This window comes from Klebsiella sp. HMSC16C06, assembly GCF_001808325.1.
GTDB classification, from domain to species: domain Bacteria; phylum Pseudomonadota; class Gammaproteobacteria; order Enterobacterales; family Enterobacteriaceae; genus Klebsiella; species Klebsiella variicola.
Window position 1 is genome coordinate 125,996 of record NZ_KV793005.1, and the last position, 16,143, is coordinate 142,138.

General features: G+C 58.6%; 15 protein-coding genes and 1 pseudogene. 9 read left to right on the forward strand and 7 right to left on the reverse strand.

The features are described from left to right. Nucleotides 1-230 precede the first annotated feature (230 nt). Nucleotides 231-632, forward strand: a complete 402-nt coding sequence (gene stpA, locus HMPREF3142_RS15510; protein WP_008806130.1) for a DNA-binding protein StpA — start codon at nt 231-233, stop codon at nt 630-632. 78 nt (nt 633-710) lie between these two features. On the opposite strand, the gene HMPREF3142_RS15515 is transcribed toward stpA, so the two are convergent. Beyond that, the gene (locus HMPREF3142_RS15515) at nt 711-890 is read right to left on the reverse strand and encodes a YodC family protein (protein ID WP_012540801.1); all 180 of its coding nucleotides are present in this window, start codon (nt 888-890) and stop codon (nt 711-713) included. A 205-nt stretch (nt 891-1,095) separates the two neighbouring features. On the opposite strand from HMPREF3142_RS15515, the gene lpxO reads away from it, so the two are divergent. Then, nucleotides 1,096-1,998, forward strand: coding sequence for a lipid A hydroxylase LpxO (gene lpxO, locus HMPREF3142_RS15520; RefSeq protein WP_012540802.1), 903 nt, complete (start codon nt 1,096-1,098; stop codon nt 1,996-1,998). On the opposite strand, the pseudogene HMPREF3142_RS15525 reads toward lpxO, so the two are convergent. The 3 genes and pseudogenes from HMPREF3142_RS15525 to HMPREF3142_RS15535 all read right to left on the reverse strand — a co-directional run bounded on the left by HMPREF3142_RS15525 (nt 1,979) and on the right by HMPREF3142_RS15535 (nt 3,514). Next, nucleotides 1,979-2,525, reverse strand: a pseudogene (locus tag HMPREF3142_RS15525) (rhodanese family protein). The gene lpxO and the pseudogene HMPREF3142_RS15525 overlap by 20 nt on opposite strands. 7 nt (nt 2,526-2,532) lie before the next feature. Then, nucleotides 2,533-2,832: an ArsR/SmtB family transcription factor gene (locus HMPREF3142_RS15530; RefSeq protein ID WP_012540804.1), complete on the reverse strand. Its 300-nt coding sequence runs from the start codon at nt 2,830-2,832 to the stop codon at nt 2,533-2,535. A gap of 76 nt (nt 2,833-2,908) precedes the next feature. Then, the gene (locus HMPREF3142_RS15535; protein WP_070612204.1) at nt 2,909-3,514 is read right to left on the reverse strand and encodes an FMN-dependent NADH-azoreductase; all 606 of its coding nucleotides are present in this window, start codon (nt 3,512-3,514) and stop codon (nt 2,909-2,911) included. A 103-nt stretch (nt 3,515-3,617) separates the two neighbouring features. Between HMPREF3142_RS15535 and HMPREF3142_RS15540 the strand changes: the two genes are divergently transcribed. Beyond that, nucleotides 3,618-4,535 (forward strand): LysR family transcriptional regulator, encoded by a 918-nt coding sequence (locus HMPREF3142_RS15540; RefSeq protein ID WP_039102456.1) that lies wholly within the window; start codon nt 3,618-3,620, stop codon nt 4,533-4,535. 59 nt (nt 4,536-4,594) lie between these two features. Next, nucleotides 4,595-5,191, forward strand: a complete 597-nt coding sequence (locus HMPREF3142_RS15545) for an undecaprenyl-diphosphatase (RefSeq protein WP_023298107.1) — start codon at nt 4,595-4,597, stop codon at nt 5,189-5,191. A gap of 2 nt (nt 5,192-5,193) precedes the next feature. Here HMPREF3142_RS15545 and HMPREF3142_RS15550 read toward each other — a convergent pair whose 3' ends face one another. Further along, nucleotides 5,194-6,981, reverse strand: coding sequence for a sigma-54-dependent Fis family transcriptional regulator (locus tag HMPREF3142_RS15550; RefSeq protein WP_016161670.1), 1,788 nt, complete (start codon nt 6,979-6,981; stop codon nt 5,194-5,196). Nucleotides 6,982-7,244: 263 nt separating this feature from the next. Between HMPREF3142_RS15550 and HMPREF3142_RS15555 the strand changes: the two genes are divergently transcribed. From HMPREF3142_RS15555 to HMPREF3142_RS15575, 5 genes are all read left to right on the forward strand, one after another. Further along, nucleotides 7,245-8,765, forward strand: a complete 1,521-nt coding sequence (locus tag HMPREF3142_RS15555) for an acetaldehyde dehydrogenase ExaC (protein ID WP_070612205.1) — start codon at nt 7,245-7,247, stop codon at nt 8,763-8,765. Nucleotides 8,766-9,464: 699 nt separating this feature from the next. Then, nucleotides 9,465-10,049 carry a fimbrial protein gene (locus tag HMPREF3142_RS15560; RefSeq protein ID WP_016161669.1) on the forward strand — a complete coding sequence of 195 codons (585 nt, stop codon included), beginning with the start codon at nt 9,465-9,467 and terminating at the stop codon, nt 10,047-10,049. Nucleotides 10,050-10,243: 194 nt separating this feature from the next. After that, nucleotides 10,244-10,906 carry a fimbrial biogenesis chaperone gene (locus tag HMPREF3142_RS15565; protein ID WP_016161668.1) on the forward strand — a complete coding sequence of 221 codons (663 nt, stop codon included), beginning with the start codon at nt 10,244-10,246 and terminating at the stop codon, nt 10,904-10,906. Nucleotides 10,907-10,984: 78 nt separating this feature from the next. Beyond that, on the forward strand, nt 10,985-13,498 hold the full coding sequence (locus HMPREF3142_RS15570) for a fimbria/pilus outer membrane usher protein (RefSeq protein WP_077270045.1): 2,514 nt from the start codon (nt 10,985-10,987) through the stop codon (nt 13,496-13,498). Nucleotides 13,499-13,505: 7 nt separating this feature from the next. Then, nucleotides 13,506-14,600, forward strand: coding sequence for a fimbrial protein (locus HMPREF3142_RS15575; RefSeq protein WP_008806119.1), 1,095 nt, complete (start codon nt 13,506-13,508; stop codon nt 14,598-14,600). Here the strand turns inward: HMPREF3142_RS15575 and HMPREF3142_RS15580 are convergent. Then, nucleotides 14,597-15,286, reverse strand: a complete 690-nt coding sequence (locus tag HMPREF3142_RS15580) for a fimbrial biogenesis chaperone (protein ID WP_070612207.1) — start codon at nt 15,284-15,286, stop codon at nt 14,597-14,599. The two genes, HMPREF3142_RS15575 and HMPREF3142_RS15580, sit on opposite strands and share 4 nt — an antisense overlap. Nucleotides 15,287-15,322: 36 nt before the next feature. Then, nucleotides 15,323-15,874 carry a fimbrial protein gene (locus tag HMPREF3142_RS15585; RefSeq protein WP_023298103.1) on the reverse strand — a complete coding sequence of 184 codons (552 nt, stop codon included), beginning with the start codon at nt 15,872-15,874 and terminating at the stop codon, nt 15,323-15,325. Between the last annotated feature and the right edge of the window lie 269 nt (nt 15,875-16,143).

Genomic DNA, 16,143 nt, shown 5'->3' on the forward strand with positions numbered 1-16,143 from the left:
GCTGAATATATTTTCATATCTTACCATCCGCCGCTTTTATTTATTCATGGTCTTGTTGGCCTGCGCTGGCGAAAAAGAACCGGGGATTTGCCGATATAGGGCAGGCGGAAAAGGTTTACTCTTTGCATAATATATTTATCTGGACAACCGAAGGCTGGAAATAAATAAGTGTTTCCATTACACTTGCCGCGTTGTATCTTTTAATTGGTTATCTGGGATTTCTTAATTTTATGTCTTTAATGTTACACAAACTGAATAATATCCGTTCACTGCGTACCCTGTCCCGTGAATTCTCCATTGACGTGCTTGAAGAGATGCTGGAAAAGCTCAGGATCGTCACTGAAGAAAAACGTACGCAACAGCAGCTGGCGGCGCAGCAGCAGGCGGAATATCAGGAAAAAGTGAATACCTGGCTTGAGCTGATGCGCGCCGACGGTATTTCTCCTGACGACCTCGTGGCCGATATTCAGCCGTCGATGGCGGTAGGGAAAAAGCGGCAACCGCGCCCGGCGAAATATCGTTATACCGATCATACTGGCGCAGAAAAAACCTGGACCGGTCAGGGAAGAATGCCGAAGCCGATTGCTCAGGCGGTTGCTCAGGGCAAATCGCTGGACAGTTTCCTCATTTAAAGCCGATCCGGCCGGTATCAGGACAGTGGGGGAGACCCGCCGTTCCGTCCGGCCTTATCACTCTCCGGGAGAGGGGCTTTAGCAGACGCCAAAGTCGCCCTCTTCCTGGTATGGCGTCACCTCTTCTGAGTTCAGCGTATAGCGCTCGCCCTGCTCTTGCGCGGCCTGAACCACCACCAGCTGTTCTCCCTGTACTTCAACCACTTTCAGTTTTGGTCCACCCGCACGCGGTTGTACCAGATCGCCGACAGAAAACATCATTCACTCCTCACGGTTAACATCCTGGATGAACCTCAACCATAGCTCAACGACTGGCCAGTGAACACTGGCTGTGCTGTTTTTTGTTAAAACAATTTGGGGGTATATGTATTAATGTTGTTAATGTTTTGCTGGCGCCATACCGCTGCTGAGAAGGGGGGACGGCGAGGGTAGGGTTACCATCAATCAGGTCAGGAAAGACACCATGAAGTATATCGTTCTATTGATCATTGTTATTGCTGTTCTGTATGTCCATTATCGCGGGCGGGTGCGCTATCGTTTCTGGCGACAGCTCTCCGATCATTCAACATTTACTGCTCCGCTGAATGGATTTATGTATTTATTTTCCCGCGTGCCGAATACGCCATATCTGCGCCCGGAGATGTTTCCCGAGCTGGCGATATTGCAGCAGAACTGGCAGGTAATTCGCGATGAAGGTCTCCACCTTCAGCAGCTGGAGCAGATTAAAGCGGCCGATAAATATAACGATGCCGGATTTAACTCATTTTTTAAAACCGGCTGGAAACGTTTTTATCTGAAATGGTATGAGGAGGCCCATCCCTCCGCCAGCCAGCTCTGCCCACACACCACCGCGCTACTGCGCGATATCCCGTCGGTGAAAGCGGCCATGTTCGCCACCCTGCCAGACGGCAGCCGTCTGCCGCGCCACCGCGATCCCTACGCCGGTTCGCTGCGCTTTCATCTCGGCCTGGCGACGCCGAACGATGACCGCTGCTTTATCGAGGTGGATGGCCAGCGCTACAGCTGGCGCGATGGGGAAGGGGTGCTGTTTGATGAGACCTATATTCACTATGCGGAAAATACCAGCGGTGAGAATCGGCTGATTCTGTTCTGTGATATTGAACGGCCCATGCGCTACCGCTGGGCGCAGCAGGTGAACCACTGGCTGGGACGTCATCTGATGAGCGCCGCCTCGGCGCCCAATGATACCGGCGATCGCATTGGCGGGATTAACCGGGCATTTCGCTATATCTACCAGATCCGCATTGTCGGCAAGCGGCTGAAAAAATGGAATAAGACGGTCTATTACATCGTTAAATGGCTGCTGTTCGGCGGCATTGCCTGGCTTATCTGGAGTGCGTTTTAACCCTCATGACGCCGGTTCCAGGGCATGATCGCCAGCAGACGCGCCATGCCGCAAAAGCCGGTCACCCCGGCGAAGGTGAGCCCGGCGCCGACCGCGCCGCTGAGCAGGAAGAAGCCGCTGCTCACGGTATAGCCCAGCAGTACACCGAGTAAAATCAGGACGCCAGCGGCAATTTGTACCTGGCGCATCAGCGGCAGCGGCTGGGATTTATCCTCCTCAACCGGGAACCCCGCGGCCCTCCAGCCCTGAATCCCCCCGGCCAGCAGGCTTGCCTGCGCCGGTGCGGCGGCGGCGGCCAGGCGAATCGCGTTATTCTGCGTCCGGGAACCCGCCTGGCAGTGAAAGATGACTGTCTCTCCGGCCCGGGCATTGAGGGTCGCACCGTTGGTCAGGCTGGCCAGCGGCACCAGTTCGGCATCGGGAATATGTTCGCGCGCGTATTCATCCGCATCACGGATATCAATCAGTCTGGCGCCCTGGGCAATCAGCGCCCGGGCTTCGGCCGGGGTTAAAGTAGCGATGGTCATAGGATCCTCACGGGCAATAGAGCGTTTTCAGCGTGTTGATCACCTGCTGTACCGCAGGGTGGGTGATGAAATAGTGGATACGCTGGGCATCGCGCTCGCTGTCGATCAGCCCCTCGTCACGCATCCGCGCAAGGTGCTGCGAGGTGGCGGAAGGGCTCAGGCCGGTAGCGCGCGATAGTTCACCGGCGCTGGCCCGCGGCGCATCGCACAGTATGCACAGGATCAGCAATCGGTGAGGATTGCTCATGGCTTTCATCAGCGCGGCGGCTTCTCCGGCGCGGGCCTGCAGGTCTTCAGGTGTGGTCATGTATTTTAGATTTTTCTAAATTTAGATAACTCTAAAATAAAAACATCCCCTGCGCCAGCATTTTTTTATCTGTGACTCAGGCCGGAACGGCGAGCTGGGCAATCTGCGCTCGCGCGCTGGCGATCCCTGCGTCGCGACCATGCGGACGATTGTCCAGCCCTTCGGCATAGATAAATTCCACCTCATGGATCCCCATCAGCCCCAGTACCGCGCGCAGATAGGGGGTGATGGCGTCGGTGGTCTCTCCCTGGTGAATACCGCCGCGGCTGCTGACGACCACCGCCCGAACGCCCTCGACCAGCCCCTGCGGCCAGCTGTCGGTGTAGCGAAAGGTTTCCCGCGCCCGCGCCACGAGGTCGAACCATTTCTTCAGGTCGGTCGGGACGTTGAGGTTATACATCGGGGCGCCGATCACCAGCAGATCGCTGGCTTTTAATTCGGCGATAAACTGGTCGGAGAGCGCAACCGCCGCGCGGATGGCTGGCTGCGGATCCACCGCCCCGCGCAGGGCGGCGAACAGGGGGCGATCCAGCGTTGGCAGCGCCATGGCGCTGAGATCGTGTTCCGTGAGCCGATCGCGGTGTCCTGCTGCCCGGCGCGCCGCGAGAAATTCGTTAATCAGCTGATTGGTCAGGGATGTTTCGCCATTAATGCTGGATTTTAATACCAGAACGTTAGCCATGATGAGTGCCTCAAGTGAAGGGGAGAGGCAGAGACTAACACTGTCTTTTTTCTCTCTGGAGTGACATTATTTTCCTCTATTGTATCCCGTAAGGAACCAATCTGTGCGTGACGATCTGAACGCGATCCCGGTGTTTGTTACCGTGGTCGAGAGCGGTAACTTTGCCAGCGCGGCGGCGATCCTCCACGTGACGCGTTCGGCGGTGGGTAAAACCATTGCCCGGCTGGAAGCGCGCCTCGGCGTGGCGTTATTCCAGCGCACTACCCGTCGGCAACTGCTGACGGAAGAGGGGGAGCAATTTTACCACCAGTGCCGGGAAGCGCTGGCGCGCATCCGCGAGGCCGAAGAGGCGCTCCAGCGCGGGAAGGGCGAGGTGCAGGGGCGGCTGCGGATCTCGCTACCAGTGCTCTTTGGTCAGCGCTGCGTGGCGCCGGTGCTATTCCGCCTGAGCCAGCGCTATCCGTTACTGAAGCTCGAGCTCCACTACAGCGACCGGCAGGTCAATCTGCTGGAGGAGGGGTTTGATCTTGCGGTGCGTATCGGAAACCTGGCCGATACCGGGTCGCTACGGGCGCGGGCGCTGGGGGAGCACGGCATGGTGCTGTGCGCGGCGGTAGAGTACCTGCGCCGCCAGCCGGCGCCGCAGACCATCGCCGGGCTGAGCGAGCACCGCACCCTCGGCTATCTGCACAACGGCCAACTGCAAAAATGGCAACTGTACGACCCGCAGCAGGGCGAAGTGCGCTTCAGTCCGCAGACGGGGCTGGTACAGGATGATTTTGCCGCCATCGCGGCGGCGGTGCAGCAGGGGATGGGCATCGCCTGGTTGCCGGACTGGCTGGTGGCGCAGGCGCTCGCCGACGGGACGCTGCAGCAGGTGCTGGCGCCCAGCGCTCAGGTGCGTTTCGCTATCCACGCGGTGTGGCCGGAGGGGCCGTGGCTGCCGCAAAAAACGCGGGTGGCGATCGATGCCCTGCGGGAAGGACTGCGCCTTGCTAAAAGCACACCGCCCAGCGGTTAAGGGTATCTTAAGGCGACCGGGCGATAATGACAGAAAGATGACGACTGAGAGCTATCGCCATGAACGCCCTGGAAACCCTGAATCAATCTGTTTTTTTCGCGCTTAACGCGCAGCCTGGCGCCGCGGAGGGCCTGCTGTCGCTGGCCCGTTTTTGCGCCAGCGGCATCGTGTTTATGATGCCGGCGATCGCGCTCGGCCAGTGGTTTCTCGGTGGCCGTGAGGGACACCGCCAGGCGCTGTTTATGACCCTGGCCGTGATGATTTCCCTCGGGCTGGGGATGGTGTGCGGGACGCTCTGGTTTCATCCGCGGCCGTTTATGATCCCCCTCGGCCATACCTGGATAAGTCATCCGGCGGATAACAGCTTCCCCAGCGATCACGCTACGGTGATGTTCAGCGCCGCGTTTGCGCTGCTGTCGCTGCGCCTGCGGGCGCCTGGTCTGCTGATGCTGCTGGCTGCGCTGCCGGTGGCCTGGTCGCGGATCTATCTTGGGGTGCATTTTCCGCTGGATATGGTGGGCGCAGCCCTGGTCTCCATTGGCGGGGTCATCGTGGCGAAGCGGGTCTGGCAGGCGGTCGGCCCACGGCTGGTGCTGCTGTGCGAGGCCGTCAGCCGGCGGATGTTCTCCTGGCTGCCGGCGCGCTTTACGCCATAGCCTCAGCGACGAGGCCGTCCGGTACGGGCGGCGCGGCGGTATAGCGTGCTGCGGGCGATACCCAGTATCTGTGCCGCCCGGCTGACGTTGCCGTTAACGCTGGCCAGGGTATCGACAATCAACTGCTCGTCATGGGCCTGCAATCCTCCGCGCGGCAGCGGCGCAGGCGCGGTGCGATACGCCTCCGGCAGCGCGTCGGGCGTCAGCGTGTCGCCCTCATCGGCCAGAGCCAGCATCACCTTCAGGACGCTCTGCAGCTGGCGCACGTTTCCCGGCCACGGCAGCTGGCTGAGGTGGACCAGCAGTGCATTTGAAAGCGTCACCCGGCGTGAAACACCGCCCAGGTCGCGCCACAGCGTGGCGATAAAGGTTTCCAGCGCCGGCCACTCGCGCAGCGGGGGCAGCGCCAGGGCATACTCCCGCAGGCGCCACAGCAGATCTTCACGGAATTCGCCGGCGCTGACCCGTTGCGTCAGATTGCGGTGGGTGGCGCAGATCAAGGCGAAATTCACCGGCACGCTGCGGCTGGCGCCCAGCGGGGCCACCTCTTTTTCCTGCAACACCCGCAGGAGCCGCGTCTGCAGCGCCAGCGGCATATCGCCGATCTCATCGAGAAACAGTACCCCGCCCTCAGCCTCGCGGATTTTACCGATATAGCCGTTTTTGCTGGCGCCGGTAAATGCCCCCGGCTGGTAGCCGAAGAGCTCGGATTCGATCAGCGATTCCGGGATGGCCGCGCAGTTGATGGCGACAAATTTGCCACTGCGCCAGCGGCTGTGCTGATGCAGCGTACGGCTGACATACTCCTTGCCGCTGCCGGTTTCTCCCTCAATGCATAGCGCAATGCCGGCGTTGAGCAGCCGCAGCAGCTTTTCGCCTTCGCGCGGGCTGGTGAAGGGGAGATGCATGACCGGCGGGGCGCTTACCGCCACCCGGCGGCGGGTGGGCTCCCGCAGGCGATAGTGATAGCGGCCCTGAGGGGTGGTCAGCGGCAGCGGGACGCTGACCGCCCTTTGCGCCAGCGTCGGAAAAAGCGACGCAAAGGTGAGCTGGCCAAACTGCGCCGCGCTCAGGCCGAACTCGCGCATCGCCAGTCGGTTGCCGGCGGTGAGGACGTTGTCAGAAAAGACCAGCAGCAGCTCCTCGACGCTGTCGAGCTTGTCCACCTGCCGGTGCAGGCTCATCAGCCACTGCTCCGGATGCAGGCTCTGTTTCACCCACAGATACTCAATCTGCTTTGCCGCCGCCTTCACCCAGCCGAAGGTATGCTGGTGGGGAAAATCCGCCGGGCCGGAGATATCCAGCACCCCGGCAATACTTCCGTCCGGCCGCTGGAGCGGCATCGCCGCACAGTACAGATTCTGATTGCGGGTAAGAAAATGCTGGCGGCCATCGATTTCGCAGCCGTCATCAATGACCAGCGCGGTGCCAATGGCGTTGGTCCCGCGCCCGCTTTCGCTCCACAGATTGCCGGGGGCCAGCGCCACGCGCTGAGCCTTCTGCATCGCCTGGGTATCGCCGACGGTGTGCAGCACCAGGCCACTGGGGTCGGAGAGGACCACCACCGACTGCAGGTCCGCCACCTGGCGCGACAGGGCATCCACCACCGGCTGCGCCAGCTGCTGCAGGCTGCGGTGGCTGGCGAGCCGGTCTGCCAGCTCCCCGGCGCGCAGACGGGGAAAATCCTCGGTAGCGGGATCCAGACCATAGCGCTGGCAGCGAGACCACGAGTCGCTGAGCAGGGGGTTAGCGTTAACCTCTGGTGCGAGAAGATAGGGATTACCTGGCACAGGGCACCTCAGGGTCGATGTTGCTGTGTTGCAATATTGTAGCCATTTGGTTTATTTGGTGTTGCGATTTGCAACACAGAAGTGGACATCTGTGCGACAGCGCCTGCCAGCCTGGTAAATAAATAATCCTAACTCATTAATAAATAATATAAATTGTTGGCAATAAAAAACTGGCATAACCCCTGCAAAGTGAGAAGCGTTCGGCGGCAAGTTTAAAAAATCAATATGCCGCTGCGTCTCAACCCTACAGAAGGAGATTTGCGATGCGTTATGCACATCCTGGCCAGCCCGGCGCCCTGGTTTCATTTAAATCCGCTTACGGCAACTTCATTGACGGTAAATTTGTCGAGCCGCTGAGCGGTGAATTCTTTATGAATACCTCCCCGGTCGACGGCAGCAACATTGCGCAGTTTCCCCGCTCGGACGCCAAAGACATTGAGTTCGCCCTCGATGCCGCTCACCGTGCGGCGCCGGCGTGGGGTAAAACGTCAGTGCAGCAGCGCTCCAGGCTGCTGCTACAGGTCGCCGATCGTATTGAACAGCACCTGGAGTATCTGGCCGTCGCGGAGAGCTGGGACAACGGGAAACCGATCCGCGAAACCCTGAATGCCGACCTGCCGCTGGCGGTGGACCATTTCCGCTACTTCGCCGGCTGCCTGCGCGCCCAGGAGGGAAGCACCGCCGAGATTGACGAAACGACGGTGGCCTATCATTTCCATGAACCGCTGGGGGTGGTCGGGCAGATTATCCCGTGGAACTTTCCGCTGCTGATGGCCGCGTGGAAGCTGGCCCCGGCCCTGGCGGCGGGTAACTGCGTGGTGCTCAAGCCGGCTGAACAGACGCCGCTGAGCATTACCCTGCTACTGGAGCTGATCGGCGATCTGTTCCCGGCCGGGGTGCTTAACGTGGTACAGGGATTCGGCAAAGAGGCGGGCGAGGCGCTGGCCACCAGCAAGCGTATCGCCAAGCTGGCGTTCACTGGCTCCACGCCGGTCGGGCGGCATATTCTCGCCTGCGCGGCGGAAAATATTATCCCCTGCACTGTCGAGCTGGGGGGCAAATCGCCCAACATCTACTTCGCCGACGTAATGGAGGGAGAAGAGGAGTTTATTGAGAAGGCGGTGGAGGGACTGGTGCTTGGCTTCTTCAACCAGGGGGAGGTCTGTACCTGCCCGTCGCGGGCGCTGATCCATGAATCCATTTATGAACCCTTTATGGCGCGGGTGATGGATAAAGTGGCGCAGATCCGTCGCGGCGACCCGTTAGATACCGATACCATGATCGGCGCGCAGGCTTCCCGCCAGCAGTTCGATAAGATCCTCTCCTACATTCAGATTGCCCGGGAAGAGGGCGGGCAAATTCTGACCGGCGGCGAGCGGGCGGCTATCGCACCGGCGCTGGATAACGGTTTTTATATTCAGCCCACGCTGATTAAAGGCCGCAACGATATGCGCAGCTTCCAGGAGGAGATCTTTGGGCCCGTGATCGGGGTGACCACCTTTAAGGACGAAGCGGAAGCGCTGACCATCGCCAATGAGACCCAGTTTGGCCTTGGCGCCGGGGTCTGGACGCGGGATACCAACCTCGCCTATCGCATGGGCCGCGGGATTAAAGCCGGCCGCGTATGGACCAACTGCTATCATGTCTACCCGGCGCATGCGGCGTTCGGTGGCTATAAACAGTCTGGCGTTGGCCGGGAAACGCACAAGATGGCGCTGGATGCCTATCAGCAAACCAAAAATCTGCTGGTGAGCTACGGCACCGCGCCGCTGGGCCTGTTCTGAAGTCTATCTCATTTCTGATTGATCCCCAGTCCGCAATCCGTCCGGGTTGCGGATTTTTTTTAACTGCAAAATAACCCTGCTATTTAGCCGGCTTTATTGAGCGGCATGACCAACACATTCACACGGCTGATGTAATATCTTTCACTTGAAAATAAAAAGGGTTCCACAACAAGAAATTATGCGCAGTGAGGCGGACACTTGTGCTTCATTTATGTAGAAATGATGAATATTAATACCAGGAAAATTCCTAATTTTCCTGTGCTGTCGATCGGAAGCACAATAAAACAAGACAACTTTTTGAGTAATTATCTTTAAATTTGTTAATGGTTTTGATCTGTTGTTGTTTGAAAGTGTTTTATTGCCGTTTGTATAGATATGTAAATTAACATTGAAAAGGCATTTCAAAAATAAATTTTATGCCTCTGATAATCATTAACTTATTCGTAACATTGTGCCGGGTTGCCTTTTGGTAGGTGCGGTAATATATTTATTTCGCACACCAAAATAACTTTTTTAGCTTCTGTTTTTTATTAATGGTCACCTTTTGACGGAATAAAGCAGAGCGAGAGGGCGTGTGCCTACTATCCTGCGGAAGGAACGCAATGAACATTTACAAGGAGGAACTGATGAGCAGCTTCGCGATAGCCAAGCGCTATTGCCGATGACTGTGCGATATATTCGTTAACGATGAGATAAATAATGAAAACCCAACTTCGTATTATGGCAATTCTCATGGGCGCGCTGGTTTCGGGCGTAACCTTCCAGGCGACTGCGGCAAACACGATTAATCCAAACTCAGGAACCAGTGCGCAAGGCGCCGGCGGGCAGGTCAACTTCAATGGGTCAATCACCGACAGCTCCTGCAACGTCGACAGCGGTTCAACCGGCCAGACGGTGGATTTGGGCAAATGGGCCAGCAACTATTTTACCAGTACCGGCTCCGAAACCACCAAAACATCCTTCCATATCAAAGTCAAAGATTGCCCGGCCAGCGTGACGACGGTCGCTGTGCTGTTTGATGGCGCGCGCGAACAGACGGATACCTCCCTGTTGGCCATCAACAGCGGCGGCGCCAGCGGCGTAGCGATTAAGCTGTATGAGCATGATCAGACGACGGCGGTTAGCCTCGGTAAAACGACCGCCAAACAAGCGGTCACTCCGGGTTCCAGCGGCAGCACCGGTTCTGCCGACCTCGAGTTTTACGCCGATTATGTCTCTACCGGGGCGACCGTGACGGCAGGTGACGCCAACGGTACGGCTAATTTCAATATGATTTATAACTAAGCATATTGCGCGTTATTCAGAGCCAGTCCATTGCGTCTGGATCCCTAGCAGTCTGTTGAAAAATTAATGGCGAAGCCGTCGCGATATATATTCGTGACGATATTGTTGTTCCTGCTAATTATCTCGATGGTGACTGGCTCTGTTATTCACAGCTTTATTTTATTGTCTGTTCAACCTTTACCTGATGGTTATTAATGATGAAGAAAATAATTGCCGTTGCGGCTTTTCTGCTGTGCTCCACGGCAGCGCAGGCCGGTATTGTCATGGGTGGAACCCGTGTGATTTATCAGGAAGGGAAGCGTGAAGCCGCTATTTCAGTCACCAATGCCGATACCCATACGCCCTATCTGGTGCAGTCGTGGGTGGAAAATTACGCGGAAAACGATAAGGCCAAGGTGCCCTTTATTGTCACGCCGCCCTTGTTCCGTCTCGATCCGGAGCAAAATAACGTTCTGCGCATTAACTTTATTGGCGCCTCGCTGCCCAGCGACCGTGAATCGGTCTACTGGCTGAACGTCAAAAGTATCGCCCCAACGCCCCAGGGCGAGGTGAACAAGCTGCAGGTCAATATTAAGTCGAAATTCAAAATCTTCTATCGGCCCAACGGCCTGGCGGGCGACCCGGCAAAAGCCTGGCAGCAGCTGAAGTTTACCCAGTCCGGCGGTCATCTGACGGTGGCAAACCCCACCCCTTATTTTGTCTCATTTTACTCCGTCGCGGTGGGTGGGCAGAGCATCGACGAACCTGGCATGGTGGCCCCTTTCGGCCAGAAAACGTGGCCGGTGAGCGGGCACGGCGCCGTCAAATGGCGGGCGATTAACGACTACGGCGGCGTCAGCGACTTCGCCCAGCAGTAATTCCCTTTTGCGATGACATGACCGGACGGCGCCAGCATGAAAAGAACAACAACAGCGAAGGTGCGGGAGTATGCCGCAATGCCATTGACCGCAGGACGGGCGCTGGCGCTGGCGACGGTGCCGACGATGGTGTTTTGTCTCAGTCCGCTGAACCGGGCGCTGGCCGACGACTATTTTGATCCGGCGGCGCTGGAGTTTGCCGACCCGCAGCAGCAAACCTCCGACCTGCACTACTTCGCCAAACCCGGCGGGCAGCAGCCGGGCACTTACTCTGTCACCGTGGTGGTTAACGATCAGGAGCTGGGTCAGGCCGATATTACGTTTGTTGACGATGGCGGGAAGCTGCAGCCGGTGCTAACGCCCGCTCAACTGGCGGATTATGGGGTCAACGTCAGCGCCTTTCCCGCCTTTCAAACGCTGCATGAAGGAGAGACCTTCACCCGGATCGAGAAGTTTATTCCCGACGCCAGCAGCCGGTTCACCTTTGCTAACCAGCGCCTGACGCTGAGTATTCCCCAGGCGGCGATGAACGTGCAAAGTCGCGGCTATGTCGATCCCTCGCGCTGGGACGATGGCGTGCCGGCCGCGTTTGTCGATTACTATTTTTCCGGCGCGCAAATAAAGAACGCCGATGATGGGGAGAGCAGCCGCTCAAACTATCTCAATTTACGCAGCGGCATGAACCTGGGTGCCTGGCGTCTGCGCAACGTCTCCTCGATGCAGTACGACCAGCAGCGTCGGCACTGGGATTCACAGAGTACCTGGCTGCAGCGCGACGTCCGCTCGCTGAAGAGTCTGCTGCGGATCGGCGATACCTATACCACCGGCGATGTCTTTGACAGCATCCCCTTTCGCGGCGTCCAGCTGATGTCTGACGATGAGATGCTCCCGGACAGCCAGCGCGGTTTTGCCCCCACCATCCGCGGCGTGGCGCACAGCAATGCCAAAGTGACCGTCTCTCAGCACGGGTATGTGATCTACGAAACCTTCGTGTCGCCGGGGGCATTTGCCATCAGCGATCTTTACCCCACCTCGCAGAGCGGCGATCTGGAGGTGAAGGTGACCGAGAGCAATGGTTCGGTGCGCACTTTTACTCAGCCCTATTCCGCAGTTCCTTTTATGCTGCGCGAAGGGCGCGGCAAATTCAGCCTTAGCGCCGGGCGCTACCATTCGGGGGCGGATACCGTCCGCTCGCCGGAATTCCTGCAGGGAACCCTGTTCTACGGTCTGTCGGCGGGATTTACTCTCTACGGCGGTACGCAACTGGCCCAGGACTATCAGTCCTGGGCGCTGGGCCTGGGTCGCGGCTTCGGCGAGTTCGGATCGCTGGGAGGCGACGTGACCCAGGCCGTCACCCGCACGCCGTCGGGCAAGCGCTACGCGGGCCATTCGCTGCGCGCCCAGTATCAGAAAGATTTTGTCAGCTCGGGGACCTCATTCAGCCTCGCCAGCTACCGCTACTCCTCCAGCGGCTATTACGATTTTGCCGAAGCCAGCTCGCTGGAAAGCGCGCAGGGGCAGGTGGACAACCGGCGTCGCCGGGAAGAGCTGTCGGTGACACAAAGCCTTGGCGGCCTCGGCAGTCTGGCGATCTCCGCCTGGTCGCAGGATTACTGGCACCGGCAGAGCCGGGATGAGACGGTACACCTCGGGTTCTACAGCGCCTGGAAGGGGATCTCCTGGGGCGTGGGCTATTACTACACCCGCGCCAGCAATCAGGAAAAAAATGACCGTTCCTGGTCATTTAATATCAACATCCCGCTGGGCGGCCCGCTGTCCGACAGCGCGGTAAGCTATAACACCACCTCGGACAGCAATGGCTATACCTCGCAGCAGGTCTCGCTGTATGGCGCGGTGCCGACGCGGCCAAATCTGTTCTATTCGGTCCAGCAGGGCTATGGCAACCAGGGGCGAGGCAGCAACAGCAGCGTCGCGCTGGATTACCATGGCGGCTTCGGCAACGCCCAGCTCGGCTATCGTCATGACGCCGCCAGCAACCAGCTGACCTGGGGAGGCGCCGGCTCGGTGGTCGCGCATCCGCACGGCGTCACCTTCGGCCAGACGGTGGGCGAGAGCTTCGCTATCGTCCGCGCGCCGGGGGCCGCTGGGGTGGCGGTACAAAACGGCAACAATGTGCACACCGACTGGCGCGGCTATGCCGTGGTGCCATCCCTGACCGCCTACCGGAAAAATGTCATTACCCTTGATACGGAGTCGATGGCCGACGATACCGACGTCGATCAGGAGGGGCAGACCGTGATCCCCGGCGGCGGCGCGGTGGTGATGGCCAACTACCGGACCCACATTGGCAACCGGGTGCTGTTTACCCTGCGCAATGCCCAGGGGCCGTTGCCGTTTGGCGCCAGCGCGCGGCTGGTCACGGCGGAGGAGAGCGGCAATGCGCCGGGCGGCATGGTGGCTGACGGTGGGCAGGTGTACCTCAGCGGCGTGCCGCAGGAGGGGACCCTGGCGGTGAGCTGGGTCGTTAACAACCAGTCGCAGAGCTGCACGCTGCATTTTCAACTTCCGGATAACCCACAGCAGAGTCTGAATACGGTGAAAACCGTCTCCGGACTGTGCCAGACACGCTGAGGCGGCTATGAAATCTGTTTTTCGTCTACTTCCTGTTCTCTTTCTGCTGGCGCTGAGTGGTTACCTCCCCGGCGTGCGGGCTGAAACCTGCCGCGCGAATATCGGCCAGACCACGGTCAATATTCCCAATATCAAATACTTACCCACGCTGCCGGTCAATACCCAGATGACCAGCGCGATGGCGGATAACGGCAGCGGGATCCCCTTTTCCTGCGACCTGCAGCTGCCGACGGCGAGCGCCAAACGCATCGTCTATAAGCAACTGAAAACCGGCGGCTCGCCGGTGGTGATTAACGGACAGCACGTCTACCCCAGCGCCATCGACGGCATCGGTTACTCGCTCAGCTTTCAGTGCGCGGGCGGCCCGATGCGCGCTATCGACGGCAGCCACTCCGCGGGCGGCGAGTCGGTGGTGGTGTGCGACAGCGCAATGCTTCCGGCGCTGATGACGCAGCAGCAAACCACGGTCAGGATCGCGGTGACCTTCTATAAAACCGGGACGGTGCAGCTGGCGGACGGGACGCACACCAACTCGCCGTCGCTGCCGCAGGTGGGGGAGATGACCATTGAGCAGCAGGCCAGCGGGAGCGCCAGCTATGTCGCCAGCGCGCCGGTCAGTATCGATATGGCGGCCCTGAACGTGGACATCGGCAGCAGCGGCAGCTGTCAGGTAGCGACGTCGACGATCCAGGTCACTCTGGGCACGGTAAACCGGGCGGAGTTTCACGGTAAAGGGAGCACCGGCGGCCAGGCGAAGCGCTTTTCGATCCCGGTGTTCTGCCCGTCGCCGACCGACGTGCGCATCGGCTTTTTCGGCGTCAGCGTGGAGAGCGATACCCTGGCCCTGAGCAAGGCCAGCAACAGCGCCAGCGGCGTCGGCGTGAAGCTGACCTACGGTAATAACCCCGGCGCGGCGGTCTCTGATGGCACCAGCGTTAAGATCAATGAGGCCAGCAACTTGCCGATCCTGAAAAGGGTGACCGGCACAAACGCCGGTACCGCCGAGGCGATCAATTTTAACGCCCAGTATGTGCAAACTGACGCCACGGTGGGGGCGGGCACGGCCAACAGCATGGTGACCTTCGCCCTGGAGTATAACTAGCCTGACGCTGGCGCATGGGCATTCTGCAGAGGGATGGGCACCACCGCGCCGTAGTCGTCGATATAGTTCAGCTGGTACAGGCGAGTGCTGTCGGTGGTCATCACGGTATGGCTGCTGTATGGCCGGAGCATCACGTTTCTCATCGGCGAGAGGTGGCCTTTATTATCGATCAGCGTCCCGTTGACCAGGGTGATATGCAGTGGGCCTGAGTTGGTAAAGCGCAGGTGATTCCCGCTCTGCTGCCACTGCAGCTTTTGCACCTCTCTGGCGAGGGTGGTGGTGATGGCGGGCGGACGATAAAAGAGCTTCAGGCGGGTACGGACGACAAATTGCAGCGTATGCGTGCCGACGGCTGCGGGAGGCGTCTCCTGGATATTGACCCAGTACACGCTTTCCCGATCGCCGGGCAGCCCGCCGCCGAAATAGATAAAGCGCAGCTGGGTGGATTGTTGCGGCGATAAATAGACCTGCGGCGGCGTCGCCACTATCGGCAGGCCGACGCGCGAGGTATTGAGTCCGGCGTCCAGCCAGATCTGCACTTTATAAGGCGTGCTGCTGCGATTGTGAATGTTCAGGCTGGCGACCTTTTCTTTCCCGGAATAGACCACCCGCGTGGCATTAATGGTGATCCCGGCGCAGGCCTGAAAGGTCACTGCGCAGAGCAGAACCGCCAGCTGTGTTTTCATGAGCACTCCCTTGACGTCTCATCCCTGACCGGCAAGCTATTCCTGCATAATGGTAAATCGGGCCGTCGCATTGCCGTCGCCGGGATCGGCGTGGGTTTTGTCCCAGGTGTAATAGAAGGCGTTCAGCCTGAAGGTTCCGGAGCCGCCGTCCACCGGGATCTCTATGCGGGGATCGTGTTGCGGATCAAGGCGTTCATCGAGGCTGAGCGGGGTGCCCGTGCGGTCAGTGAGCAGAATACCTACCTTGCTGGCCGGCTTACCGCTGCCGTCGAGCGCCAGCACGCGATTTTCAGGTGTGCCGGCAGGCGAGGGGCCGTCAACCACAATGTAGTAAGTGCCTTTCTCACAATCTTTAACGCGAATGTCGATGCCGACTGCCGGCCCGGTCCCAGACTGACTGTTTTTCAGTCTCGACAGCGGAATAGCGCCCATACTGACGTCGATGACCCCGCTGTCGCTCACCCCTTCGAGCTTGCAGGAGGCGTTCACGACCTTGCCGATGAAATTCAGCTTGCCCTCTGCCGCGAGTGCAGGGACAGCGGCCAGCCCGGCAAAGACCGTCGCCAGACACAGCGTGATTATTTTCATTTTCTTTCCTTCTCTATTGCCCGTAAAGCTGGCGCCAGGGCCGTTATTTTGATGAGTCTTATTTACGCCAGGTATGTTTTTTATTAATTCATCTGACTGACAAATTTATTAATACCAGGAAATAAACTGGCTTGTTATTTAGGGGCTGCTTTTGTCGGGATAGTAGCGTGGGGGAATTGCGACGTAAATAAGACGGTTATTAACGCGAGTTGAATGCCAAATATCGCTCGATAAAATAAATTGCTATTTTAATTCAATGCATTAGAAAT